Here is a 26,053-nt window from a genome sequence, read left to right as displayed (position 1 = left end):
TAAAAAGTCGTGGCTTATAAATGCCACGACTTTTTATATTAATTCGTACTAATGCCTCTCGCTGCCCAAATGCGATCGATATCAGCAGCATGTTGTCCGCCATATAAAAGAGCATCCGCTTGCTTAATCGCTTTCGCTCCATCACTGAATTTAGAGTTTGGTGTTAATGACCAGTGTGATTGTAAAATGATTTTTGTTGCTACATCACGGCCAAAAGCTTGTGCCATTTCGTATTGGCCTTGAGCCCAAATTTCACCATCATCATGCACTTCATTCGTTATATCTTTCGGATATACTTTATTCGTATCTAATCGGCGTAAGCATGTTGGATCTGAACTAGAATAAGCTGTCGCATCCCATTCTCCAACACATGCTTTACCATATCCAGTAGTCGATACTGCATCTTCATATGTAGCACCTAAGAAGTCGCCAAATCCTTCTCCCATCGCTCCACCTTCTGCTGAACTACCAAAGCCAGGAACTTGGTTATCTTGAATCGAATGCCCATACTCATGTGCGATAATACCAGCATCTTCTGCATCATCAACACCGCCAGTACCGAAAGTTAAAGCTTTTGTTGATGGAGAATAGAATGAGTTATCATCAGTTGTACCATTAACATTCACTTTTATCGAACGGTTATTAATATTTTTAAAACCTAGACTTTGAATGTAACGTTGCAATGTGTCGATATGATAGTACGACATAACATCTTCAAAGCTATCATTTGCGCGTGTATAGTTAAATTGTAAATTCGTAGATTTTGTTTTCGCTTTTGAAGAAATCGTTACATATTCTCCAATTAAAAATCCTGTTCCATCTAAACCTTTTAACGTAACAGTTTTCAGTTGGTTCGTTAGAGCTGTTGAATCTGCATCGTTATTATCTTTTAAGCCTACTTTACTACCGCTAGATACGACTGGGTTAGGTAAAAATACTTTTCCTGACCCTTCAGCTTTTCGGTTTATATCAACCTTTTTAATTAACTTTCCATTTTCTGCATCAATAAATGTTTCCCATGCACCAAATGGATTATTAGAATGGACTACAACTTTATATACTGGACGAGCAATTCCTTCTTCAACAATATATCCGAACTCTTTATCTGTAGGAGCCCATAAATTTTGCTCACTTGCTTCTCCAACATACGCCATTGATTTTTGTATTGCATCTTTTTCACTAATTTTTGTCGTTACTTCCTTCACACCTGTAACAGGCTGATAATCAGAAACAGCGAGTACTCCCTTTCCCTCTCCGTTAAGCGTAACTGTTATTTGTTTTGAAAATACAGGTGCACCATTAACAACTTGTTGGAACCTAACATATGAAGCTACTGATGTTTCTGTTGTAGAAATATATTGCAAGTCTGAAAGATCTGTTTTCAATCCATACTGCGCAGCATTTTCTTTTAAATATTCAGTTGCTTTTTTCTGTGGCGAATAAGCTTCTAACTTTACTTGCTGTTGTTTTTCCAATGCCGAAACCGTAGAAATCGTCCCCATTACTAACGGCACGGTCATTGCCATTGCCACCATTTTTTTATTAAACATAGAACCACTCCCCCTAATAAAGTAGCTCAACCTTATCCCATTACCACTAGGCAATCATTCCCCGCAAAACGGATGGATAAAAATTGAATCTACGAGTAATTCTCTATGAACACTTCTATTACCTTTCCATTTAGGGTAAGTGAAATTTTCTCAATATTTATGTGTAAAGTGAACACAATACTTTAGAAAGAAATTTCTAAATCCATTCCTTATCCCTAAAGCTTTTCATATTACTGTTTAAAAAAATAGACTATTTTTTACCTAACGGTAGGTTGAAAAAATCACTTGTAAGTGATACGATTTAAATAACCTTTTTTTAGGAGGATCTATATGAGTAAAAGTGAAGAAACACTCTCTTCAATAATGGAAGCAAGTTATCGCCTTTTTGCTACGTACGGTATTGTTAAAACAACTTATACGATGATTGGTGAGGAGGTTGGTATCGCAAAACCATCTATATATTACTACTTTAAGTCTAAAGATGCTTTAATTGAATGTATTTTTACTGAATTATGTAAAGCTATGCAGTTCTCTTCTTATTTCCATACAGAAGAGTTTACAAAATCAAATTTTATTGAAAAATGTATTGCAATTGGCCTTAAAATAATTGATGAACAGCGAAACGACCCTTATTTTAACCGAGTGTTACAAGAATATGTATTACTATCTTCAAGAAACAAGATGTACAAAGATCGATTACTAACTGTGCAAACAGAATACTTACATGGATTTGAAGTACTCCTTATAAAAGCAAATGAACTTCAATTAATTGAAAATAAAAATCTAGTTTCAAAAGCTCATATGTTAGCATTAGTGCTTGATAATATCGGAAATTTTATGATGATTGATGCAAAGATAGATTATAAACAAATTTGGATTGAAGCTGTAAATAACATTTTTGAAAGAAGGGGTTGAAGTGAATACAAAAAAACGCATTATCGGCTTAGATTTTGCTAGAGCTTGGGCGATGTTTGGTATGCTACTTGTTAATTTCATGGTGATAACAGGTGCAGAAGGAAATGGTCCCCCTTTTTTAATAACCTTCATGTCACTATTTGAAGGTAGAGCCTCTGCTTTGTTTGTTATACTTGCTGGCATCGGTATAACTTTAATGACTAGGTCAGCCGTTGCTAGCAATGAACAAATAAAAATTTCTAATAGCCGAAAGACCATATGGAAACGATCACTTTTCTTATTTATTTTAGGATTACTACTATATGTAATGGAGTGGACTGGGGATATATTACACTACTATGGTGTTTACCTTTTCGTTGCTGCATTACTCATGACAGTACGCAAAAAACTATTACTTTTTCTTTCTATCATTATTTTATTGTTCGCACAATCTCTTCAGCTTACTTTCAATACTTTCGAGGGTTGGGTAGGTCCAACTCCATTTATAAATTATGTAGACTTCTGGACAATAAAGGGTTTTCTTCGCAACTTATTCTTTAATGGCTATCACCCTATTTTCCCTTGGTTCTCGTTCTTCTTAATCGGTATGTTAATTGGCAGGTTAGATCTTCATAATAAAAAAATAAAAAAAAGATTACTCTTACTCGGTATTACAATCACAATATTGACAGAACTTTTATCAAAAGGACTTACACACTTTTTTATTCCATACATCGGCAGAGAGACCGCCACATTTTTATTTAATACAGGACCCATCTTACCAAATGTATTATATATTTTATCTGCTACAGGATCCTCTATTGCTATATTAATCATTTGCCTCTATATCGCTGAAAAATATAGAAATAATTGGTTTGTCACTTCCATTGTGCAAACAGGACAATTAACATTAACTCATTATGTCAGTCATGTATTTATCGGTATTGGGACATTAATTCTATTAAATAGAATGGAAAATCAATCACTACTATTCGTTTTATTATTTGCTACTGCATTTTTCATTTTCAGCATTTTAATTAGTGTGTTATGGAGAAAGAAATTTTCTAGAGGTCCTATCGAATGGATTATGAGGAAATTAGCCGGATAAATTTCCATCATACAAAAAGGAAGTTGGAATTATTCCAACTTCCTTTTCCTTTAATGAGCCGCGCTTAATTTAATTCGAACTTTCGTTTCACCTAAAGAAAGTTCATCGTCTTCGTTCGTTAAGTGACCAAATGTAAATTGTTTAACGAGTAAGTTTTCTTCCAATAAATCTTTATGGTTCGTTAACGTTCGCTGTAGCTCTACTTCTGTATCAAGAATAACATCGACTCGTAAATTAACTGGTAAATTCAACTGTTTACGATATTCTTGAACCGCACGAATGAATTCACGCGCTACTCCTTCTTGCAACAATTCTTCCGTTACATTCGTATCTAACATAACTGTATATTGTCCGTTAGTCGTATTAGAGAATCCTGATTTTGCAACTTTCTCAACTAACACATCTTCAGCAGTTACAACTACTTCTTCTCCTGGTGTTGCTTCGTAAACTGCTCTTCCTGTTGATACAAAGTTTTGTACTTCTTCTTGTGATAATTGTTTTAGCCAACCATTCACTGCATTCACATTTTTACCGAATTTCGGCCCCGCTGTTTTAAAATTAAGCTTCAATTGATATGATGTGTATTTTGTTTCATCGAGTTCAACATGGAATGCTTTTACATTTAACTCATCCATAACGATATCACGATAAGATTCCCAATCCATATCATTCTCGTTATGCTCAAGTAATACAAGTTCTGCTAGCGGCTGTTTTACTTTTAAAGAATGCTGATTACGGTTACTTCTTCCAAGTTCAACAACTTGTAAAACAGCATCCATTTCCGCTTCTAATTTCGGTTGAAGTAGTGATTCATTTACAACTGGATAATCAGCTAAATGAACGCTGCTTCCTTCTAAATTTAGATGAATGTCTTCCGCGACAAACGGTGTAAATGGTGCAATTAATTTACTAATTGTTACAAGCACTTCATGAAGTGTCTCATACGCAGCTGCTTTCTCAGCGTTCATACCAGATTCCCAGAAACGATTACGTGAGCGTCTTACATACCAGTTACTCACTTCATCTACAAGTGCTGCAATTTCACGAGCTGCATTCGTAAATTGATAATCATCAAGTGCAGTTCTCACTTTTTTCGTTGTACTATGCAATCTTGATAATACCCATTCGTCTAATTTCGTAAGCTTTACATCATACGTTTCTTTCGGATTATACTCATCTAAATTTGCATATAAAACGTAGAAGCTATACACATTGACTAATGTATCTACAAATTTAGATTTCGCTTCCAGTACTGTTCTTTCAGAAAAACGCTTCGCATTCCACGGGGCACTATCAACAAGTAAAGCCCATCTTAGCGCATCTGCACCAAATTTATCTACTAAATCAACTGGATCTAGTGCATTTCCTTTGCTTTTAGACATTTTCTGCCCTTCTTCATCTAAAACATGCCCTAGTGATAACACTCGTTTATACGGTACTTTTCCTGTATATAGTGCTGATACTGCTAATAAACTATAAAACCAGCCGCGTGTTTGATCAATTCCTTCTGCAATAACATCCGCTGGAAACTGCTCTTCAAATAACTCTTTATTTTCAAATGGGTAATGATATTGTGCAAATGGCATAGAACCACTATCAAACCAAACATCAATCACTTCTGGTGTACGATTCATTGTGCCTCCGCATTTCCCGCAGCACACTTGTACTTCATCTACATACGGCTTATGCAATTCCAAATCTTCTGGTGTTTCTTTCGTACTATACTTTCTTAATTCGGCAATGCTCTTCGGTGCGAACTGATGATTGCAACTTTCACATTCCCACACGTTTAATGGTGTTCCCCAATATCTATTTCGGCTAATATTCCAATCCACCATATTTTCTAAAAACTTACCAAAACGTCCATGTTTCATATGATCCGGATACCAAGTAACAGAATCATTATTTTGTAAAAATGTATCTTTAATTGCAGTTGTTCGGATTAACCAACTTTCTCCTGCATAATAAAGTAGTGGTGAATCACAACGCCAGCAATGCGGATAGCTATGTTCATATTTTTCTTTATGATACAGTAAACCTTCCTTCGCTAAATAACGAACGATATCCACGTCACAATCTTTTACAAATTTCCCTTTCAAAAATGGTACTGCTTCTGTATACTCACCTTTTTCATCTACAACGTGCAAAAATGACAATCCTTCACTTTGAACAACTCTATAATCGTCCTCTCCATATGCTGGAGCAATATGAACAAGTCCTGTACCACTATCTCCCGTTACAAAATCTGCTGCAATAACGCGGTAACCATTTGTAACTTCTTTCATCGGAAATGGCGCTGTATAAGATGTGTTTAATAATTCTTCGCCTTTATGAACAGATAATACTTCATAGTTCTCTTTTAATACTTCTTGTACACGTTCTTTCGCAACAATGTATACATGACTTTCTTGTTTTGCTTTAACGTATTCCATATTTGGATGGACAGCAAGCGCAACGTTTGCTGGAAGTGTCCAAGGTGTTGTGGTCCAACCTAAAAAATACTCATTTTCACTATCTTTCACTTTAAACTTCACAGTTGCACTTAAATCTTTTACTGTTTTATACCCTTGTGCAACCTCATGTGAGCTCAATGAGGTTTGGCAGCTTGGGCAGTATGGTGAAACTCTATGTCCTTTATATAACAATCCCTTTTCATGGATTGTCCCCAAAATATGCCATACACTTTCGATATATGGATTCCTTAAAGTTACATATGGATCATCCATATCTACCCAATAACCGATGCTTTCAGTGAATTCACGCCACTGCTTTTCATATGTGAAAACACTCTCTTTACACTTTTGAATAAATGGTTCAATGCCATATTCTTCGATCTCATGTTTACCAGAAATACCAAGTTGCTTCTCAACACCTAGTTCTACAGGTAAACCGTGTGTATCCCATCCTGCTTTTCTTACTACTTTATAACCAGCCATCGTTTTATATCTTGCTACTAAATCTTTAATTGCCCGACCAAGTGCATGGCCGACGTGTGGTAAACCGTTCGCCGTTGGTGGTCCTTCATAAAACACAAACGATTGCGCGCCTTCTCGATTCTGAATTGATTGTTCAAAAATGCTTTGTTCGTTCCACTGCTTACGAATACGTGTTTCTCTCCCTACAGCTGACTCTTTTACATCTACTTTCTTCATCTACAATCACTCCTTTGAATGTTTTAAAAGCACACAAAAAACCCGCCCCTATGAAGTAGGGACGGGTTTACCCGCGTTACCACCCTAATTCTATTAGCTTTTTCACTAATAGCGCTTAGCAACGTACTATCATACGTGTTCTTTGTAACGGTAGACATCCGTCCGGGCTTACTCACTTTCAGCCTCGGCTCCTCGGAGATGATTTTCAAATAACTTCTGCCCACCGGCTTTCAGCAATATACCGGCTCTCTGGAGAACAGTTCACTATTTTACTCTTTCTCGTCTTCAGATTTGTATACTTTGTTAAAAGTTATTTTATGCCATTTAGCAACTAATTGTCAACTAATTCAAAATATATTCTTATCCTTATCCCCTATTCTTATACAATTACTTTTCAAATTCTCGCAATGCTGCTAAATTTTCATCATCCTCAATAAGTTCAACAAAGAATCCCGAGTCATCCTCACGAAGGACAATTTCAAGCTCTTCCTTCGCCTCTTCATTTCTATTTAACTGTGCTAAATAACAAGCACGATCATATCTTGCTAACAAATCACTTGCATCCATTGTTAATACTTTATTTGTTATTTTTTCTGCCTTTAGTGTTTGGCCGGCACCATGATATGAAGACGCTAAAGAAAGAAGAATTACTGTTTCATTTGGATGATGTATAGAAGCATTTTCTAATACTTGAATTGCCTCTTCAAACCTTTCTTGACTTTGATATATTTCTCCTAAAGCAAGAAATGCTCTACTTACAAACGGTGTTTGCTCTGTTAATTGTAAGATAATCTTTTCTGCTTTTCTTTCTTCCCCTGCTTTAAAGAATACTTGTGCTTGCAGAAGAAGAGTATCATAATCATCTGGTAGTTCTCGAACCATTTGCTTCGTTAATTCCAAAGCATCTCTTAACATATCTTCTTCCTCGCACTCAGCGAAAAGATTTACAAGTTGCTTCGCTACTTCATAATCCCATTTATTTTCTAGTGACGTGTGCAGAATCTCTATTGCTTCTTTATTCATCTCTACATTCTCATAAAATAGCGCAAATCGCTGTGCTGCCATACTATTTTTCGGATTTAACTTTAAAGAGATTTCATATAAATCAATTATCATAGTAACCATTGAAATTTCTTTCGCACGATTTTTCATACGATAAAAAGCTCTCGTAATGATAGATCGTTTCGGCTGTTCATGCAGCTGGCGTTCAATCCATATTTCCGTAACCGCAGCTGCAGCATACATGAATGCTGTACTTCTTTCTGCTTTTTTCACCTTTAACGTATGAAGAAAATCTCGTATGTTAGACAATTTTTTATGTTGCTCTACTGCTTTTACATAAACATCAAATATACGTTCATTATCAAAATCTTTTTGTATTACTTTCATTGCAACTTCAATTGCTTTTACATTTCTTTTTTTCACTAATACTTTTGCATAATGATATAGAACTTCTATATGCTCACCATCTAATTGTAGCGCGTATTCAATCTGTGCTTGTTCTTTATCTATTTCATTCATCGCTCCGTACACATATGCAATCGCATCTAAACGCCATATTTCAGGTACTTCGTCTGCTAATTGCTCTAGTTCAGTCAGCAATTCTTCCTGAAGATTCATATCTACTGAAAGCTGTGCTAAATATTCCATATTAATATGCAACGGCTCTTCTTTCATCGCCTGAACCATATGACTTTGTTCTTTAGAACGGTTTTCTTCTTTTTCGTATATTTCCGCAAGCTGTAAATGTACACCTACGAAATTCCCATCAAGCTCTAAACATGTTTCATACGCTTGTTTTGCTTCCGTCAATTGCCCTAATGCCATAAGTGTTTCACCAATTCGGTAATACGGTAATGCCGTTTCCATTTGTTCTATCGCCTTATTATATCTTTTCATCGCTTGGCCGTACTGTCCAATAGATTCATATAAAATACCTGCATAACAACCGTACTCACTTACTTCATTTCTTTCTTTGTGTAACGTTCTTAAAAATGCTATACCTCGTTGTACAAATTCCGTTCCTTTAATTCGATTCACATATTCATCTAACGCACTTGCTACATTATAATCACTTTTCTTTATACCATTTTCTAACTTAGATAGTGCTACTTTAAACCCTTCTTCATTTCCACCAAGTTCAATTTCAGCATCCCATAAAACCATTCCTGCATTCATGAGGAAATCTTGACTCTTTTCAATTTGCTTCTCAAGACCAAGAATATATTCTTTTGCTTCCTTATATTGTTCTCTTGCCATATAAACTTGTGTAAGTCCGAAGTGAGAATAAACATCCTCATCATTTTCTTCTAAAGCACGCTTATACAATACTTCTGCTTCTTCCAAGCTATCATTTTGAAAATGATAATCACCTAATTTTACGTAAAGAGGTGCTTTATCATCACAATTCTCAATACCGTTTAATAAAATTTCTTTCGCACTTTCCTCATCCTTCAAATCAGATTCGTATATTTCCGAAAGTTTCGTATAAATGTAAGGTGCATTACTATCCAAATGAATCGCTACTTTAAGCCCTTTTATTGCTAAATATAATTTCCCTAGTTGATGTGCACATCTCGCTCGTTCATACCATACATGCGCTTCATATTTGTACTCTTTTAACAAGTCATTAAAGATTTCATATGCTTCTTCATATCTTTCTAAATCTATTAATATTAAACCGTGATTTGTTAAAGTGAACCTTTCAGGACTACGCTCTAACGCAACTTGAGAGTATTGCAATGCTTTTTCAGATTGATCAATATACATATAGGATAAAGCTAGAAAACTCCAAGCAATAGGCTGATCTGCGTCTAATTGTAACGATAAACGAAAGCTTGAAATCGCTTCTAGATAACTTTCCTGTTCAAACGCATATCTTCCGTTTATTAAATGATATAAAGCACGATTATTTTTCTTCTCAACGCTTGTCAGCATTTGCTCCGCTTTCTCTACTTCCTGAAGACGAATAAAACACTGTGCACCATGCAATTTAACAAAGTCCGAGTTCGGAAACTTTTCCATTAACTTATCGATACAATATAAAATAAATTCTTTATCTACTTCAACATCTAAGTGCTTTATCGTATATAACCACGTATTTGGATTATCACTCGTTTCTTTTAAAAATTGTACTAGGTTACTAATTCCCTCTTTGTCATGTTCATCTAAATGATCAGTAAGAGAAAAAATAGATTTAAAATAACGATTTTCTTCTTCACTTAGAAACTCTAGTTGCTCCTTCTTTTCTTTCGGAACAAACGTGATTGCTAAACAGCCTGTATAACGATATTTTTCTTGTACTTTACTATATTCCACAAGAACTGGCTCTATAAAGTTTGGATCTTGAACATAGAAAGCTTGCAATGTATCATCATATCCAGATAGAACTTGTACGTGTGAAGCATGCTCAATATCTATACTTAATAAAACAGGAATTCCTTCGTCAATCAGTCTCTTATAATTCTCTTCATTCCCTTTAAAATAACGATATTCATAACCTAATTCTTCTAAATAAGAAACAGTATCTGAAAACTTCGAACCTGTCATATCAAAAATAAACTCTGCTATTTCATCTTGTGTACGTTTCTCTCCCCATATACGCAACGTCATCTCTAAACTTGTCGGAACACAATAATTATCCTTTTGTACAATAGGAACTATCGGCAAGTGAACCTTTTTTCCATCCGGATTTTTTTCTAAATTATGATATAAAGATTCTTTTAAACTCTTTTCTTCTTTTAATAGTTTTTGTAAATCTGCAAATTTATTCATTTTGTACAGCGCTTCTGCACGTAAATGTACAAAGTAAGTATTATAGGCATGATATGGCAGCTGAGTATTTATATTATCTATTACCGCTAACATCTCTTCATATTGCTCTAAATCTAATAAATACTTTATCTTCTCAAAATGAAAATATGGTACTTGTGGGAATTTTACAATCGCATCATCGATTAACTGTATCGCGCGTTTTTGTTCTCCTTTATTCGCATACAATTGTGATAATAAATAGGTAGATAACTCTTCACAATCTTCATGCTGCATGCCAGCAATAAATTGTTCTTCCGCTTTCTCCCATTCACCTGTATGCATATAAACGTAGCCCCATTTATCAAACACTGCGCGCGCACTGTACTCCTCTGCTTTTTGCATATACATTAACGCTTCTTCGTTTCGTTTCATTTCTAAAAGACATCGTACTAACGTAAAATATGTTTTCGCTAAAAAATCTGCATCTATTTCTTCTTTACTTAACTCTTCTAAAGAAGATTTTAACAACTGCTCCGCTTCAAGAATTTTCCGCTCATCAATTAACTCATCACAATATAAAGAGAGCGTTCTCATATTTGGGAATTTTTTATAAGCGTAACGAATGAGGAATGAACTGTATTGGTGCATAAGCCCTTCATCAGTAAGGCGAATCAATATATCGAACTCCTTATGCGAAGGAATATTGGCAAGCCAATTCTTCACATAGGATAAAGTATTCGTTTCTTTTATATATGCAATTTCATTATTTATTTCCTGTAATCCATCTACAAATCTCTTGTCTTTTAAACAAGTTTCTAACTGCTTAAAATCTAGCATGCATTCACCTCGAATTTATATTTAAACTGCTACTTGCTTAGATTTTACACACCATATAGTATGTATTCAACTAAAATCTCTTATAATAGATGTTATTAATTAATATTATTCAAATTTATAACAAAATATAGTAAAAATGATTGTTTTTCTCCGTATTTTGTTTAATTATATGGAATAACGTAACATGCGGTTTTAATCTTGTAGAAGCTGAAATTAGTACATAAAATTATATCGGCGATTTTCAAATTATATCGACCGATTCTTAACATATATCAGCGATTATATGTCGAATATCGACTTATCGACATTAAACGACAAGCCTTATACATCATACCTTTTAACAAACTATGTCACCAAATGTAATTTTCATATTGGGAGCGTATACAAAAGAAGAATACACATGAAATATTTTAAAAAATCGTAGTTCAGCTTCATATTGAGCTAGCGCATTATCATATGTTAATCCTCTGGCTATTAAACGTTCTACAAATTGTTGCTTATCACCCGGATCACCTGCAATCCCCTCTTCTTTTAATGATTGATACAAATCGTTTTTATCATTGTGATGCATATTTGAATCTAAAAAGTTCACTTTATCGCTTACTCTACATTCAATATTTTTCACACCTAATTCACTTAAATATATCGGTATTTTCATGCCTATATTGCCATCTTTACCATTTCTTTGCGTATCACTTTCAAATAATTTCTGCAAAACACCTAGCTGAATAAATTCCGATTGTTTCTCCCCATCTAGTAAATAAGAAGCCATATTAGAAATCCAATGTGGTTCAAAACAGATTATTTTTCCGCCTCCTTTTATATACAAAACTAAAGTTCTCTATATAATAGCCGTATTCCTACACTTTTCTTAAAATTTCAAAGCAAAAAAGCTAGTGTATTTTTAATAATACACTAGCTTTTTATTTGGAAGAAAAATTTAACAAGTACAATCACAATCAAAACAATCCGTACAGTCTAAATCGTCACAATCTGCTTTTCTCTTTCTTTTGTTTCTTTTAAGATAATAATACAGTAGCCCAAACAATAGTATACAAATAACAAAAGCTATTATTGCTTCTGTATACTTATTTTGAATCATAAAACCAATTCCACTTCCGCCTGAAATAAAAATTAGAATTAAATAAATCCAGAACATCTATGTAAATACCTCCATTACTATATATCTTAAGATAATATCCATATAACACTAGAGGAAATGAATAATCCCATACCATTACCGCTTAATACACCAGTAGTTATTCTTAGCAAATTTGAGCTACTTCTCCATTTCCACTTTTGGGTGAACCCATCGATAAGTAACGGAATTTGAGCGAAAAATGATAGTATGATTGCCAAAAGAAATGAAGGTGTCATATAAAAATAAATTGGAAACATTAAAATACCAATAAGCATGCCTGTACAACGCGCACATAAAGGTATGTACTTTTGTAGTTTAAAAAAACTCCTATCTAATCTTCTATGACAAGGAATTTGTAAAATAAAAGTTCGAATCAATATGAATCACCCTCTCTAAAAAGATTTTAATTGATTTTGCCAAAAAAATATATATTCAATAAAAAAACAAACCAGGTTTATACTAGACCCAGTTTGTCAGTTTACTACTATGTTACATCTCCTCAGGTGCCTCCACCCCAAGTAAACGTAATCCTTCTTTTAATACAACCGTCACAGCATAAACCAATGCGAGTCTGCTGTCTTTTTCTTCGCTCTCTTCTAATATACGAACATTACCGTAATATTTATTGAATGATTGTGCTACATCTAATATATATTTCGAAATAATCGATGGCTCATTTTTATTGAAAGCTGCTTCAATTATTTGCGGGAATTTATTTAGTAATTTTACGACACTCCAGCTATGATCGTCTTTTAAAGCAAATGTACATGTTTCAAATTCTACACTTTCTTTTCTTAAAATAGAACAAGCACGTGCATGTGTGTACTGTACGTAAGGTCCTGTTTCTCCTTCAAATTTCAGCATATTTTCTAATGAGAATTCGATATTATGCATACGCTCATTTTTTAAATCGTGGAAGATGACTGCACCAACACCGACTTGCTTTGCTACTTCTTCTTTCTGTTTTAAGTTTGGATTTTTCTCTTCAATATTTTGTTTTGCAAGTTCGATTGCTTCTTCGAGTACTTCTTCAAGTAAAATAACTCTTCCTTTACGTGTCGACATTTTCTTACCATCTTTTAAAATGAAGCCAAACGGTACGTGTTCCATACCATCAACCCAAGTATAGCCAAGTTTTTTTAATACGGTGAAAAATTGATTGAAATGTAAGCTTTGTTCTGGACCAACAACATATAGCGCTTTATCAAACCCATAAGTGTTTTGACGATATAAAGCTGCCGTTAAGTCACGCGTTGCATAAATCGTCGCACCATCTGATTTTCTAATTAAGCAAGGCGGCATTCCTTCTTCTTCTAAATTAACGACTAATGCACCTTCTGATTCTTCAAGCAACTCATGTTCTTCTAAAATCCCAATAAAATCTTCCATTAAATTATTATAAAATGCTTCTCCCTGAAAATTAGTAAATTCTACGCCGAGAAGTTCATAGATGCGAGAAAATTCTTTAAGGGACTCATGACGGAACCAATTCCAAAGCTCTACCGCTTCTTCATCACCTTCTTCTAATTTCTTAAACCAAGCACGTCCTTCTTCTTCTAGTTCTTCGTCGTCTTTTACCTCTTCATGGAATTGGACATATAACTTAAATAGCTCACGTATTGGATCTTCTTTAACTACTGCTTCATTTCCCCATTTTTTATAAGCCGTAATTAACTTTCCAAACTGTGTTCCCCAATCTCCTATATAATTAATCCCTACAACTTCATAGCCACATTTTTCAGCGATATGTTTCAGCGAATTTCCTATCATTGTAGAACGTAAATGCCCCATCGAAAAAGGTTTCGCGATATTAGGAGAGGAATAATCAATTACTACTGTTTTTTCACAGCCAAAGTGGTTTTGACCGAACTCTTCTTTCTCCGCTAAAACTGTTTTTAATACTGCATCACTTACAGTTTCACGATTGAAAAATACATTTACATAAGGACCAACGGCTTCTACTTTCGTAAAAAACGGATTATTTAATTTCTCAGCAACTTCCTTTGCGATAAGAGCTGGTGCTTTTTTATATTGCTTCGCTAATGAAAAGCATGGGAACGCTGCATCTCCAAATTCATCTTGTTTCGGTGTTTCAATTAAATCTAAAATTTGTTTTTGCGTTAATTCATTCGTGAAAATATTAGATAAACTTTCCGCAAACTGCATTTTATAATCCATGATACAACCTCCTTATTTTTTAAAACACAAAAAACTCGTCTCTAAAAAAGAGACGAGTTTTAACCCGTGGTACCACCCTTGTTGTTCGTTACGAACCACTTTCCCGTTTATAACGAGGACAGGGGGCCTCGGCTTTCTCTACTATTCGTTCAAGAAGCATCTCCGAAGTGCGCTTCATCTTTTTCTTCCGTACTAGGCTCACACCATCCCTAGCTCGCTTTCCTTCTAAAAAAGACTACTCTCTTCATCACAGACAGTATATTTAATTAATTATTGCTTATTATACATCTTTTCAAACAATTAGCAAGGGTGAATTACACCAAAGTGAAACTTAGCACTTTTTCTTTTGTATACATAAAAATTGTGTTTTTCAAATCTAGAACTACGAAAATAATCTTTTAAAACGACACGTTTTCTCGCCACTCGTTTTGCCTCCGCAATTGTTTCATCAGTAATATCATGATACAAAGCGAAGTGTTTTAATCCTTTAATTCCGTCGGATTCTATGACAGTTTCTTCAAACATCGGATCAAGGTAAACGACATCGTAACTATTGTCTTCACATTGCGCTAAAAATGAAAAATGCTCCGTTTGCTTTACTTGAATTCTTTGCATTGCTTCATCAATTTCAGAAACGGATGAAGACCATGTTTTCAAACCATTTTCCATAATATAAGCCATATACTCATTGCCTTCAAGTCCTGTTACTTTTCCGCTTTCACCAACAACATAACTAGCTACAATACTATCTGATGCCATCCCGAGCGTACAATCTAACACTGTCATTCCTCTCTCTAATTGCGTGGCTTGTACAAACGGATCGTGTTCTCCACGCATTAACCTTTTCACACGAAACATCGCTGAGTTCGGATGAAAGAAAAACGATTCTTCCGTACCTTTCGGATAAATAGCTAATCGGTTCTTCCCTACGACAAGCACATCTTGTTCATACTGCTCATGCAGCTTATGTACTGGTATGTCATTACGTTTAACGAATGAACGATTTAATTCTGCGGCTACCTGCTTTGCATAATCTGTCATTTCTTTATTCGTTCTTCCTGCTGTTGTTACGATCATTGTTTCACCTCTATATAAAGAAAAGAGGGAGATTTACTCTCCCCCTTCTTTAGCAATTCTTTTCGAAAGCTTGTTCTAAGTTCGTAATAATTTCGTCCATAGTTGCACCTTCAATTTCATGACGGTGAATGAAGTGAACAACTTCTCTTCCTTTTAATAATGCCATAGATGGTGAAGATGGAGGAATTTCTCCGAAGTATTCACGCATTTTTGCAGTAGCATCTTTATCTTGACCTGCGAATACAGTTACAAGATGATCAGGTTGTTTTTCAGCACGAACAACCGCTTGACCTGCTGATGGACGTGCTAAACCAGCTGCACAACCACAAACAGAGTTTACAACTACTAAAGTTGTACCTGATGTATTTTCCATAAATTCTGTTACAGCTTCTTCTGTAGTTAACTCTTCAAACCCAGAACGCACTAACTCTTGGCGCATTGGGATTACCATTTGGCGCATGTATTCTTCATAAGCATTTGACATCTTGTAATCTCTCCTTCAACTTTCATTCCAAATTCATCATATCACGCTCTATTAATAGGTGCAAAAGAAAGATAACGATGATTTCATTTTTTTGTAGGGATTTCACAAACCCCACCGCGGCAATGCCCCACTGGAACAAGTTTTCTATTGTTAGCGATATAATCGTATACTTTACTTCCAAAACCAAGTACGATAGATAGCTTTATAAAAGGAACTGCAAACCAATAAGATGGAACGGCCTTTGCTAATACATCTATGCTCTGAATACCGTCATACCACTTATTATTTTTAAAAATATACAGTCTTTGTTCCATCTTACTTTGTAGTTCTTGAGAAAGCTCATACTTCTCAACTACATCTTCATTTCGAAATGAAACAAATTTCATCTTACCCTTTTTATCTAATTTTTTCGTACGTTCTGCAACAGCCGTACACATCGGACACCAACTATCATAGAAAACAATCATACATTATTCCCCTTTACGTGACTCCGTCATTTGTTTCCATACAGAACCTTTTGCTTCTTCTCCGCCTTCAATACGCTCTAATGCTAGACGTGCTTGCATCGCTACTTCAAACTCTGGATCATCTTGCGCTGCTTTTAATGCTGGAATCGCGCTTTCATCTCCAAGTTCAAATAAGAACATCGCTGCACGCCAGCGTACTAATTTACTTGGATCTTTCAGAGATTTAATCATAACGAACATCGCTGCCGGATCACCTACATCTGATAAACAATCTCCTGCAGTACGGCGAACACTTACAGAGCGATCTAACAACGCTTTATATAATAACGGTAATACTTCATCACCTTTTACCATACCTAAATACGCTGTTGCTAAACGGCGTATTGAAACTTTTTCATCATCTAACGCCATCTTCAACACTGGAATATCTTCTTCAGTAGGATCCATTTGTTCTAATGCTGCAAAACGGTTTTTCCAGTCAGAATCTTTCATCATCTCTTCTGTTACTTTATATGGCTCACGCTTTTGGATCGTTACTTCAACAGCACCTGCTTGATTTAATAATTCTTTAACCGTTTCATTTACACGTTCTTCTGAATAAGCAGCAACAATCTCTTCTACTACTTCTTTCCCGATTTCTTCAAAGTTACCGTAACGTGTACTTTGTTCCACCCATTTACGCTCTTTTACAACATTTGGTGCAGACATTTGCACTTTCATAATTGATTCTTTAAAACGATCAGGTAAACCAACACGTTCTTCCGTCGTTCCATCTGTTAACTTTACTTGCATTGGAATTGTAAAGAACATTTGAACAAACACTTTCACTTCTCCAAAATGAGCAAGTTGTTGTTCTTCACTTTCTTCCACTACTTCTTCGCCGAAAACAGCACGAACTTGTTGTAATAAAACTTTCCAGTCATACTTCGCATTTCGCTCCACTGCTAAAAAGTCGGCTACATGATATACACCTTTAATGCCTTCAATTTTCAAAATTTCTTGCACTTGCATTGGTGCTTGTTCTTTATTTTCATTTGTATAATTATTACGTGCTCCTGATGGTAATACTTCATTCAAAATAACTTTCATTGTGTTTGGACTTGGCGTCGGTTCAATTGCTTTAATCTTCACGTAAAAAACTCTCCTTTATTGCATGTTCTTAGCTGTATTGTAACATGTTATCACTCTATACTCCTACTCGGATGCTTAATTTTACTACTTTCTTCCCGCTACCATACTATTTCATTCTTTTTACATTTTAAATTAGGAACGGGATTTTAAAAGCTTTCGTTTCCGATAATTTTTATTTTTTATCCATTTCTTGAGACATCGCCATTATTTTTGAAAAAAACACGCTAAACAAAAAAATATAATAAGCTATCCATATGGATAGCTTATTTACATAATTTTCGTTATTGGAAGACAACTATTTTTATAAATACAAAAGGCAGAAAAGTATATAGATTCTACAAAATATTTTGATTGTGATACATTTACAGAATCTCTTATTTTATAATTAATGTCTTATTATTTTTTGGAGGGAATTCGATGAAAAAGTTTGTTTTGATATTTGGGCCACAAGCAGTTGGGAAAATGACAGTTGGACAAGAACTAGCAAAGATGACTGATTTAAAATTATTTCATAACCATATGACAATTGATTTATTGGAGCCATTGTATGGATTCTCTTCGGAAATGTGGCGATTAACCCATCTTTTCCGAAAGGAAATATTTCAATCATTTTCAAAGAGTGAACATTATGGAATGATTTTTACATACGTATGGGCGTTTAATGAAAAGAAAGATTGGGATGATGTTGAAAGTATATGTAATATTTTTCGTTCCCAAGGGGTTGATATTTATTTTGTTGAATTAGAAGCTGATGTAGAAGAAAAACTTCAACGAAATAAAACACCTCATCGACTTGAACATAAGCCAACGAAAAGAAAGATTGAACAATCTGAACAAAATTTATTAAGCACATTTGAAAATTTTAGATTAAATTCAAAAGAAGGAGAAATTACAGAGAAAAATTATATAAGGATCAATAATACGAATTTAAATGCTACAGAAGTAGCTGAAATTATAAAGAAAGAATTTCAACTATAGTTTTTTTTAACAAATTGAACAGTTCGGATTTTATGAATATCATATACATTTCTAATTAACATAACGTCCTATTATCGGTTGCAACAAAAAGGGATTCCTTACTCTCAGAAGGAATCCCTTTTTTTATTTTCTATCACTCGATTCATCTTTTTATACATTCCTATCCTGTGATGGGTTTTATGGTTCTCGTTTGTTACTGGATTAGCCAAAAAACGTTCTAAAATTTTGTATACTCTTTACTTATTTTTTCAAAAAAGCTGGCGGTATCCCCTCTTTAAGTTTATTAAAATACTTTCCACAATTTTTTCCGAAGCTATTACTTAAAATCACCTTTTATTACGATGCCCCCTCCCGCCTTCTCTCCAAAAAGGTAATACTCTCAATCACAACTTCAGTTCTATATATTCTCTTGCCTTGTTCATCATCGTAATTACTAGTCTGAATACGCCCTGTAATCCCAACGAGCGACCCCTTCTTACAATATTCAGCTACATTCTCAGCCGATTTGCGCCAAACGACACAATTAATAAAATCGACTTGTTGTTCACCTAAACTATTTCGAAATCCTCTATTCACCGCAACACATATTCGTGCATAAGCGACGCCTTGTTTTGTGTAGTATAATTCTGGCTCCTTTGTCAATCTACCGATTAATACAACTCGATTCATCATAAGTTATACCACCTCACATGTTTTTCTTCATTGTAAGGAGAAATGTTTGAATGGTAAAAAGCACAAAATGATATATCCGTAAGTAGAAAGTATTATTTTGGACCTTACAAAACAAAAAAAGAAACCATACATAGTTCAAACATGTATAGTTTCAAAATTTATTACACTTCAGTACAAGATATGTAATATCCTCCGCGAGCCATCTTTATTTCAGCACGGTACATTACATTTTCTAAGTAGAAAGTAATCGGTTTAACTTTACTCTCAAATTTTAGTCTTTCATTGCATTCAGTTGCATATCCTTCAATCGCTGAAGTAATAACTTTTGATGATGGATACGTTAAAGCTTCATCTAGTTCTATGAAAAAACTTTTAGAAAATAATTTTTTCATAATCCCCTTCTTCTCTTTCATCATATTCCATCTCCTTCACTTCAAGTTGCTATCATCCATATTATACCATACATTCAATATATCTTTGAAAATAAAAAAATCCTGCATTTTTCATGCAGGATTTTTTTATTAGTCATTTTTCGTAAAGTAAGAAACGAAACGAAGAATTTCTAAGTATAACCATACTAATGTAAGCATTAGTCCCATCGCAGTATACCACTCCATATATTTCGGAGCTTGACTACGTACACCATTTTCGATTAAATCGAAATCTAGTAATAAGTTTAATGCAGCAACTACAATAACAACTGCACTAATAATAATACCGATTGTACCACCTTGGTGAATGTATGGAACAGTTACACCAAACATATTTAGTAGGAATACGACTAAATACATAACCATAATTCCAAGTGTTGCTGCCATAACGCCTGTACGGAATTTATCCGTTACTTTTACTACGCGTGTTGCATATAACACTAACATTGCAAATAGAATTGAGATTGTTAGTAATACAGCATTTAAAACGATAGAATCGCCAAATTTCATTGTATAAACTGCTGAAATACTTCCTAACACAACCCCTTCTACCGCTGCATAGATTGGTGCACCAAAAGGTGAAATGCGCGGGAAGAACATAGACGCGAATGCGATGATTGCCGCAACGATTAAAGCACCAATTAATACTGGCATCTTCATCGTCCCCTGCATCATCTGTATGTATGAATAGACAGACGTTGCAAGTAGCAAGATAAGCATAATGAACGTTTTGCCTACTGTTCCGCCAATCGTCATCGCAGAAGCGCTTGCTCCCTCTTTACGGAATGCCTCTTTTTTCAACATTGGATTAGATGTTCTCATTTTTTCCCTCCTAAAATAGGTTCTACCAATAGTGTAAAGTTTTTCTCTTTACTTTTCAATATATGCAGCTTGTTTTTATTTTAATCCTTCAACGATGTCTGATAGTTCACTCCATCTTTCCATCTGTTTTTCTAGCTCTTCTTCTGTTTTCTGCTGTGCTTCAGATAATTCTTGTGCCTTTGTGAAGTCAGATCCAACTTTCGCAAGTTCTTCTCCAATTGACTCAATTTTTTCTTCAAGTTCGGCAATTGTATCTTCAATCGTTTCCCATTCACGCTGCTCATTATATGAAAGTTTACGTTTACGTTGTTGTTTTGGAGCTTCTTCTACTACTTTTTTCTCTTTTTGAACTTCCGCTTTCTCCATAAGTTCTCTCGTTTTTTCCATTTCTAAATAATCTGTATAACTACCTAGGAATTCACGCACTTCGCCTCCGCCAGTAAAGATGAACAGTTCATCTACTACTTTATCTAAGAAGTAACGGTCATGCGATACAGTTAAAACGACACCTGGGAAATCTTCTAAATAATCTTCTAGTACTGTTAATGTTTGTGTATCTAGATCATTCGTAGGTTCATCAAGTAAAAGTACGTTTGGTTCTCCCATTAAAATACGTAATAAATATAAACGTCTTCTTTCACCACCAGATAGTTTACCAAGCGGTGTACCATGTGAATGCGTCGGGAATAAGAAACGTTCTAACATTTGAGATGCACCAATTACTTTTCCATCTGTCGTATGAATAACTTCTGCAATCTCTTTAATGTATTCAATCATACGCTGATTTAAATTCATCTCTTCATTTTCTTGCGTATAATAAGCAACTTTTACAGTTTGCCCAACTTCAATTTCACCAATATCAGGAGATAACTTACCTGCAAGCATATTTAATAGCGAAGATTTCCCGCTTCCATTCGCTCCAATAATTCCGATGCGATCGCCTGGTTTCACAATATGATTAAAGTTGTTTAATACCGTTTTATCACCAAATTTTTTCGTTACATCTTTTAACTCAAGTACTTTTTTCCCAAGACGGCTACCGCTAAGTGCAATATCAACTGACTGTTTTGCAGCTGGTCCTTCTAGTTCCTTTAGCTCATCAAAACGCTGAATACGCGCCTTTTGTTTCGTAGAACGGGCTTTTGCACCACGACGAATCCAAGCAAGTTCACGACGATATAAATTTTGGCGTTTCGATTCTTGTGCCAATTCTTGCTCTTCACGAAGTGCTTTCGCTTCTAAAAATGTACTATAGTTTCCTTCGTAGCTATATAATTTACCATTATCTAATTCAAAAATACGGTTCGTCACACGATCTAAGAAATAACGATCATGGGTTACAAGTAATACCGCACCTGTATATCTTGCTAAATATTCTTCTAACCATTCAACTGTCTCATGGTCAAGATGGTTCGTAGGCTCGTCTAAAATTAATAAATCAGGTGTTTCAATAAAACATTGTGCCATTGCGATACGTTTTTTCTGTCCACCAGATAAATTCCCAACAATTGCAGTGAAATCTGTAATTCCTAATTTCGTTAAAAGAGATTTCGCACTTGCATTTGCTTCCCATGCACTCATTGCATCCATACGTTGCTGCACTGCAAATAATTGTTCCTGTACTTTTTCATTACTTGGATCTTTTTCAATATTTAATAGTGCTTTTTCATAATCACGAAGAAGACGAATTAAAGGTGTATCACCATGGAACACTTGCTCTAATACTGTTAGTTTTTCATCAAACTCTGGTTGCTGTGATAAATAACTAATTGTATACCCACGTGAATACGTCATATCACCTGTATCAGGAGTTTCTAATCCTGCAATTATTTTTAATAATGTCGATTTACCAGTTCCGTTTACACCGATAATTCCGACACGTTGTCCTTCTGTAATACTACATGATAATCCATCAAATAACGGCTTTTCTCCATATGATTTTGATAAGTTCTCCACAGTTAACATTTTCATATTTGTGCATTCCACTCTTTCATAAATTGTTCAATAAACTGTTCCATATAACGATGACGAATTTCAGCCTCTTGTTTTGCTGCATTCGTATTCATTAAATCTTTTAATTTCAAAAGTTTTTCATAAAAATGCTTTAAAGATGGATCATTATTTTTTCTATACTCTTCTTTCGTCATTTCTTCACGCGGCGGAATAGTTGGGTCATACATTAATCTCCCTTTCGCCCCGCCATATGCAAAGGTACGAGCTATTCCAATTGCTCCAAGGGCGTCTAAGCGATCCGCATCTTGAACAAGCTTCCCTTCAAGTGAATCCACTTTACCGCCATGGCCACCTTTATAAGACATATTGGCGATGATATGAAGAATATGTTTACTTTCCTTTTCTTCAACACGTAGCTCTTCTAACCAATCAGAAACTTTTTTCATTCCTGCTTCTTCACTTTCATTTAGCTTTTCATCTGCCACATCGTGAAGTAATGCTGCCATTTCAATTATAAAACGATTTCCACCTTCTTGCTCAGATAAAGAAATCGCCATTTTATGTACACGTTCAATATGATACCAATCATGCCCACTCGCATCTTTTTCTAAAATATGTTTTACAAAAGTAATTGTTTTTTGAATTTTTTCTTGTTTTGTCATTTTATCTTCACCCAGTTACTTATTGTAACACGCCCGCATTTTTTCATCACATATTTTCTTGTCCGCCCATACACTAGGTGGTAGGCATCATCATGAAGGAGGAATAAACATGTTCTATAATAATCAACCGCCTTATCCAAGGCAACCATTGTATCCTCAACAACAAGAACAGAGATACACAGAACAATACGAAGAACAAGAGTTACAACAGCAAGAACCACAATATGACGAAAACCCATATGCAACAACGCAAAATCAAGAAACTGAATTTCAACAAAATCCATATGAAACACGTCCAAATTATGAATATCCTCAAAATCCATATGTAATACCACAAAACCAAGAACAACAATATCAACAAAATCCATATGCAGCACCACAAAATCAAGAACAACAAAATCAAGAACAACAATATCAACAAAATCCATATGTAGCACCACAAAACCAAGAACAACAATATCAACAAAATCCATATGTAGCACCACAAAACCAAGAACAACAATATCAACAAAATCCATACACAACTCAACCACAACAACCGCAATACCAACAACAAATGTATCAACCAAACTACGACGTACGTGTCTCACCACTTAAACCACCAACAATAGATCCAACTCAACCACAAATCTTACCACCTGGACCAACACTAGACATTACACAACCACAAATCTTACCACCTGGACCAATTACTGAACCAACACAACAACAAATTCAACAAGTTGTCGGTACACAGTTTTTACCTTTCAAGAAACCCGTACTAGATTTCGTAAAACCATGGGTAGATTACGGTTTAAATGAAGCAAAACATACATCACATGAACACGCATTAACAGAAGTTGCTGCGATTATGTTTTTAGTTGGTAAAGGCTTCAATCCGACGATCGCACATTATATCGTTGAATCTTGGGAGAAGAATGAACAGTTTTAGAATTGTTTATTTGATAAAATATAAAAAACACAAAAGTGCCAAACCCCTTATACCACAAGGGTTTTGGCACTTTTTAATATCTAAAACAAATTTTATTGAAATAATTATTTTTATAGATTTTCATACTTTTTTATATAGTACGTGAACATATACAGTACAAAATTACACCTTTGTATACACATTTTTAGAAACATCTTACGTTTATCAAACAATAACCAAAAGACGTACCTGCAACCTCATCATATAAATAATAGATATTAAAAAGAGGACACTATAAGCGCCCTCTTCCTTAGGTTTTAAATATGTTCTCCATGATCCATAAACACTTCAATTGCTTCGTTTTGTGGTATGTCTTTTACATTAGTAAGACCAAAAGTAAAAACAGCGGATAACATCATCATTAATAAGATTGCTTTTTTCATTTTAGCGCCCTTCTTTCTATGCTCTTTTTGTCTGCATCTAAAGCGATGTGCAAATACTTGCTTGCTTTTCTGTGATTTTCTGAACCATAGAATCTTTCACCTAAAAGAGAAGCATATTCTTTTACCCAATCATATAATTCTTCTTTTTCAAAATACGAAATACCTTCTATAACCACATTTTCTAATTCTTCTTGCGGTACATAGTTATGTACTGCTTTTAAAATTCGGAAATGATGACGATAACATAAGTCGCTAATCTTATAGCCATTCTCAATATATTCATTAGCGATATGACTATAACCTAACTTAAAATGCTCTCTTGCTAAAAGAAACATAGTTTTAGCGTTATTTTCTAATGAATCCTCTAAGTGTTTAATTGCTAACTCTGGCATGTTTTGACTTGCGTATAAAAGTCCTAAATTATGCTTAACTCGTTTAATAAGAAGTTCATCATTAGATTTTTGGAAGGTACCTAGTGCTGAAAGTAAATATTCCTCTGCACTTTCGAATTCATTTAGTCGAATGTGTGCCATTCCTAAAGTATTTAAGCATGCTGCAGTTTTTAATTCATACCCTGGACTAATTGAAAATACTTCATTCGCCTTTGTAGCAAATTGAACTGCTAGGATCGGTTTTAATACGTGATAGTAATGGACTGCAAGCCAATAATTAAATTCTGCTTTTTCAATTTCATCATGCATGTATTCTAAAAACGTTTCAGCTTTTTCAAATTGCATTCTTGCTTCACTATGGTTTGCTTTATTAATAGCGTAAATTGCTTTAAATAAATGATGATAGTACTCTAAAAATGTTTCTGTAGACTCTGATAAAGGCTCGATTTTGTCCAGAATATCTTTTGTACTATCCATATCCCGAATTAGCAGTTTATATCGTGCATTCAATAAAGCGTAGTAGACTAATATTGTTTGGTCTTCCTTAATATTATTGATTTTATTTGCAATATCTTCTTTTATTTTCTGAGACTGTAATACACGTTGTGAAATCATAGCTTGATACCATTCGTTTAATAATTTTGTGATTTCTTCTTTAGAAATAATGTCAACACTCATCTACTTCTACCCCCTTTTGTTAAATGTTATCATGACATGCTTGTTTGCATAAATAAGTTTTTGAATATTCTAACTTGAAAAAATTATTTTTGAATATTCATGTTAACAAAATGGTCCCTTTTCAAACCTTAAAAAAGAACACACGTTTGTTTGTAGTGGAGTTAAAAAAACAAAAGTGAGGTATTACATCATGGGATATAACAGCTTTCCTGTAGTACGTGGAAGAGGTATGGTGTTAACAATAGTATAATATATGAGTAGAGATAACGTATACAACGATAGGTAGTTCTCTTTTTTTGTCTCTTTGTAGAAGCTATAATAATAGTAAAAAGAGATAGTA

Annotated in this window: 21 protein-coding genes, 1 pseudogene and 2 other annotated features; of the genes and pseudogenes, 4 read left to right on the top strand and 18 right to left on the bottom strand. The window is 34.5% G+C overall.

Features of this window, described 5'->3' with window-relative positions:
- Nucleotides 1-38: 38 nt before the first annotated feature.
- Nucleotides 39-1,550 carry a M36 family metallopeptidase gene (locus tag ACS2CR_RS04760; protein ID WP_000482274.1) on the bottom strand — a complete coding sequence of 504 codons (1,512 nt, stop codon included), beginning with the start codon at nucleotides 1,548-1,550 and terminating at the stop codon, nucleotides 39-41.
- A 330-nt stretch (nucleotides 1,551-1,880) separates the two neighbouring features.
- Here ACS2CR_RS04760 and ACS2CR_RS04755 point away from each other — a divergent pair, with 330 nt between their 5' ends.
- Both ACS2CR_RS04755 and ACS2CR_RS04750 read left to right on the top strand, forming a co-directional pair.
- Complete coding sequence (locus ACS2CR_RS04755) at nucleotides 1,881-2,465, top strand: TetR/AcrR family transcriptional regulator (RefSeq protein ID WP_000045222.1); 585 nt, start codon at nucleotides 1,881-1,883, stop codon at nucleotides 2,463-2,465.
- Nucleotide 2,466: 1 nt separating this feature from the next.
- Complete coding sequence (locus ACS2CR_RS04750; protein ID WP_001093123.1) at nucleotides 2,467-3,552, top strand: DUF418 domain-containing protein; 1,086 nt, start codon at nucleotides 2,467-2,469, stop codon at nucleotides 3,550-3,552.
- Nucleotides 3,553-3,602: 50 nt separating this feature from the next.
- Here the strand turns inward: ACS2CR_RS04750 and ileS are convergent, their stop codons facing one another.
- From ileS to ACS2CR_RS04700, 10 genes and pseudogenes are all read right to left on the bottom strand, one after another.
- A complete protein-coding gene (gene ileS / locus ACS2CR_RS04745; protein ID WP_053512299.1) occupies nucleotides 3,603-6,704 on the bottom strand; it encodes an isoleucine--tRNA ligase in 3,102 nt (1,033 codons plus the stop codon).
- Nucleotides 6,705-6,758: 54 nt separating this feature from the next.
- Nucleotides 6,759-6,999: a binding site (T-box leader), on the bottom strand.
- 92 nt (nucleotides 7,000-7,091) lie between these two features.
- Complete coding sequence (locus ACS2CR_RS04740) at nucleotides 7,092-11,294, bottom strand: bacteriocin-processing peptidase family protein (protein ID WP_053512300.1); 4,203 nt, start codon at nucleotides 11,292-11,294, stop codon at nucleotides 7,092-7,094.
- A 337-nt stretch (nucleotides 11,295-11,631) separates the two neighbouring features.
- A pseudogene (locus ACS2CR_RS04735) lies at nucleotides 11,632-12,117 on the bottom strand (class I SAM-dependent methyltransferase); the annotation flags it as partial.
- Nucleotides 12,118-12,234: 117 nt separating this feature from the next.
- Nucleotides 12,235-12,453 (bottom strand): hypothetical protein, encoded by a 219-nt coding sequence (locus tag ACS2CR_RS04730; RefSeq protein ID WP_000498601.1) that lies wholly within the window; start codon nucleotides 12,451-12,453, stop codon nucleotides 12,235-12,237.
- A 29-nt stretch (nucleotides 12,454-12,482) separates the two neighbouring features.
- Entirely contained in the window at nucleotides 12,483-12,812 is a 330-nt protein-coding gene (locus tag ACS2CR_RS04725) for a DUF2085 domain-containing protein (RefSeq protein ID WP_000621475.1), read from the bottom strand.
- Between the two features lie 112 nt (nucleotides 12,813-12,924).
- A complete protein-coding gene (gene argS / locus ACS2CR_RS04720) occupies nucleotides 12,925-14,613 on the bottom strand; it encodes an arginine--tRNA ligase (protein WP_000384921.1) in 1,689 nt (562 codons plus the stop codon).
- Nucleotides 14,614-14,658: 45 nt separating this feature from the next.
- Nucleotides 14,659-14,873, bottom strand: a binding site (T-box leader).
- 40 nt (nucleotides 14,874-14,913) lie between these two features.
- A complete protein-coding gene (locus ACS2CR_RS04715; RefSeq protein WP_000637451.1) occupies nucleotides 14,914-15,690 on the bottom strand; it encodes a class I SAM-dependent methyltransferase in 777 nt (258 codons plus the stop codon).
- A gap of 49 nt (nucleotides 15,691-15,739) precedes the next feature.
- Entirely contained in the window at nucleotides 15,740-16,174 is a 435-nt protein-coding gene (locus ACS2CR_RS04710; protein WP_153602413.1) for a BrxA/BrxB family bacilliredoxin, read from the bottom strand.
- Between the two features lie 83 nt (nucleotides 16,175-16,257).
- Entirely contained in the window at nucleotides 16,258-16,641 is a 384-nt protein-coding gene (locus ACS2CR_RS04705) for a thiol-disulfide oxidoreductase DCC family protein (RefSeq protein ID WP_000634884.1), read from the bottom strand.
- A gap of 3 nt (nucleotides 16,642-16,644) precedes the next feature.
- On the bottom strand, nucleotides 16,645-17,772 hold the full coding sequence (locus ACS2CR_RS04700; protein ID WP_000692580.1) for a conserved virulence factor C family protein: 1,128 nt from the start codon (nucleotides 17,770-17,772) through the stop codon (nucleotides 16,645-16,647).
- 417 nt (nucleotides 17,773-18,189) lie between these two features.
- On the opposite strand from ACS2CR_RS04700, the gene ACS2CR_RS04695 reads away from it, so the two are divergent.
- A complete protein-coding gene (locus ACS2CR_RS04695) occupies nucleotides 18,190-18,750 on the top strand; it encodes an AAA family ATPase (protein WP_053512301.1) in 561 nt (186 codons plus the stop codon).
- A 336-nt stretch (nucleotides 18,751-19,086) separates the two neighbouring features.
- On the opposite strand, the gene ACS2CR_RS04690 is transcribed toward ACS2CR_RS04695, so the two are convergent.
- From ACS2CR_RS04690 to ACS2CR_RS04670, 5 genes are all read right to left on the bottom strand, one after another.
- The gene (locus ACS2CR_RS04690) at nucleotides 19,087-19,422 is read right to left on the bottom strand and encodes a single-stranded DNA-binding protein (protein ID WP_000982014.1); all 336 of its coding nucleotides are present in this window, start codon (nucleotides 19,420-19,422) and stop codon (nucleotides 19,087-19,089) included.
- Nucleotides 19,423-19,583: 161 nt separating this feature from the next.
- Nucleotides 19,584-19,838 carry a DUF4318 domain-containing protein gene (locus ACS2CR_RS04685; RefSeq protein ID WP_000975140.1) on the bottom strand — a complete coding sequence of 85 codons (255 nt, stop codon included), beginning with the start codon at nucleotides 19,836-19,838 and terminating at the stop codon, nucleotides 19,584-19,586.
- A gap of 105 nt (nucleotides 19,839-19,943) precedes the next feature.
- Nucleotides 19,944-20,675 (bottom strand): Bax inhibitor-1/YccA family protein, encoded by a 732-nt coding sequence (locus tag ACS2CR_RS04680; RefSeq protein ID WP_001260655.1) that lies wholly within the window; start codon nucleotides 20,673-20,675, stop codon nucleotides 19,944-19,946.
- Between the two features lie 75 nt (nucleotides 20,676-20,750).
- Complete coding sequence (locus ACS2CR_RS04675; RefSeq protein ID WP_000783186.1) at nucleotides 20,751-22,646, bottom strand: ABC-F family ATP-binding cassette domain-containing protein; 1,896 nt, start codon at nucleotides 22,644-22,646, stop codon at nucleotides 20,751-20,753.
- A complete protein-coding gene (locus tag ACS2CR_RS04670) occupies nucleotides 22,643-23,290 on the bottom strand; it encodes an HD domain-containing protein (RefSeq protein WP_153602412.1) in 648 nt (215 codons plus the stop codon). Before ACS2CR_RS04670 ends, ACS2CR_RS04675 begins: the two co-directional genes overlap by 4 nt.
- A 109-nt stretch (nucleotides 23,291-23,399) precedes the next feature.
- Here ACS2CR_RS04670 and ACS2CR_RS04665 point away from each other — a divergent pair, with 109 nt between their 5' ends.
- The gene (locus ACS2CR_RS04665) at nucleotides 23,400-24,221 is read left to right on the top strand and encodes a hypothetical protein (protein WP_153602411.1); all 822 of its coding nucleotides are present in this window, start codon (nucleotides 23,400-23,402) and stop codon (nucleotides 24,219-24,221) included.
- Nucleotides 24,222-24,517: 296 nt separating this feature from the next.
- Here ACS2CR_RS04665 and ACS2CR_RS04660 read toward each other — a convergent pair whose 3' ends face one another.
- Together ACS2CR_RS04660 and ACS2CR_RS04655 are read right to left on the bottom strand one after the other, a co-directional pair.
- Nucleotides 24,518-24,643 (bottom strand): hypothetical protein, encoded by a 126-nt coding sequence (locus ACS2CR_RS04660; protein ID WP_000709202.1) that lies wholly within the window; start codon nucleotides 24,641-24,643, stop codon nucleotides 24,518-24,520.
- Nucleotides 24,640-25,713, bottom strand: coding sequence for a tetratricopeptide repeat protein (locus ACS2CR_RS04655; protein ID WP_000109863.1), 1,074 nt, complete (start codon nucleotides 25,711-25,713; stop codon nucleotides 24,640-24,642). The genes ACS2CR_RS04660 and ACS2CR_RS04655 overlap by 4 nt, the downstream gene beginning before the upstream one ends.
- Nucleotides 25,714-26,053 lie beyond the last annotated feature (340 nt).

The sequence above is a fragment of the Bacillus cereus group sp. BceL291 genome (assembly GCF_051776705.1).
Classification (GTDB): Bacteria; Bacillota; Bacilli; order Bacillales; family Bacillaceae_G; genus Bacillus_A; species Bacillus_A cereus.
This window is presented reverse-complemented; position numbering and strand designations above follow the sequence as displayed.

Bases quoted from the DNA above. Each gene is read 5' to 3' on its own strand.
- ACS2CR_RS04760 (WP_000482274.1), bottom strand. From the start codon at position 1,550: ATGTTTAATAAAAAAATGGTGGCAATGGCAATGACCGTGCCGTTAGTA.
- ACS2CR_RS04755 (WP_000045222.1), top strand. From the start codon at position 1,881: ATGAGTAAAAGTGAAGAAACACTCTCTTCAATAATGGAAGCAAGTTAT.
- ileS (WP_053512299.1), bottom strand. From the start codon at position 6,704: ATGAAGAAAGTAGATGTAAAAGAGTCAGCTGTAGGGAGAGAAACACGT.
- ACS2CR_RS04740 (WP_053512300.1), bottom strand. From the start codon at position 11,294: ATGCTAGATTTTAAGCAGTTAGAAACTTGTTTAAAAGACAAGAGATTT.
- ACS2CR_RS04730 (WP_000498601.1), bottom strand. From the start codon at position 12,453: ATGTTCTGGATTTATTTAATTCTAATTTTTATTTCAGGCGGAAGTGGA.
- argS (WP_000384921.1), bottom strand. From the start codon at position 14,613: ATGGATTATAAAATGCAGTTTGCGGAAAGTTTATCTAATATTTTCACG.
- ACS2CR_RS04715 (WP_000637451.1), bottom strand. From the start codon at position 15,690: ATGATCGTAACAACAGCAGGAAGAACGAATAAAGAAATGACAGATTAT.
- ACS2CR_RS04710 (WP_153602413.1), bottom strand. From the start codon at position 16,174: ATGTCAAATGCTTATGAAGAATACATGCGCCAAATGGTAATCCCAATG.
- ACS2CR_RS04705 (WP_000634884.1), bottom strand. From the start codon at position 16,641: ATGATTGTTTTCTATGATAGTTGGTGTCCGATGTGTACGGCTGTTGCA.
- ACS2CR_RS04695 (WP_053512301.1), top strand. From the start codon at position 18,190: ATGAAAAAGTTTGTTTTGATATTTGGGCCACAAGCAGTTGGGAAAATG.
- ACS2CR_RS04690 (WP_000982014.1), bottom strand. From the start codon at position 19,422: ATGATGAATCGAGTTGTATTAATCGGTAGATTGACAAAGGAGCCAGAA.
- ACS2CR_RS04685 (WP_000975140.1), bottom strand. From the start codon at position 19,838: ATGATGAAAGAGAAGAAGGGGATTATGAAAAAATTATTTTCTAAAAGT.
- ACS2CR_RS04680 (WP_001260655.1), bottom strand. From the start codon at position 20,675: ATGAGAACATCTAATCCAATGTTGAAAAAAGAGGCATTCCGTAAAGAG.
- ACS2CR_RS04675 (WP_000783186.1), bottom strand. From the start codon at position 22,646: ATGAAAATGTTAACTGTGGAGAACTTATCAAAATCATATGGAGAAAAG.
- ACS2CR_RS04670 (WP_153602412.1), bottom strand. From the start codon at position 23,290: ATGACAAAACAAGAAAAAATTCAAAAAACAATTACTTTTGTAAAACAT.
- ACS2CR_RS04665 (WP_153602411.1), top strand. From the start codon at position 23,400: ATGTTCTATAATAATCAACCGCCTTATCCAAGGCAACCATTGTATCCT.
- ACS2CR_RS04660 (WP_000709202.1), bottom strand. From the start codon at position 24,643: ATGAAAAAAGCAATCTTATTAATGATGATGTTATCCGCTGTTTTTACT.
- ACS2CR_RS04655 (WP_000109863.1), bottom strand. From the start codon at position 25,713: ATGAGTGTTGACATTATTTCTAAAGAAGAAATCACAAAATTATTAAAC.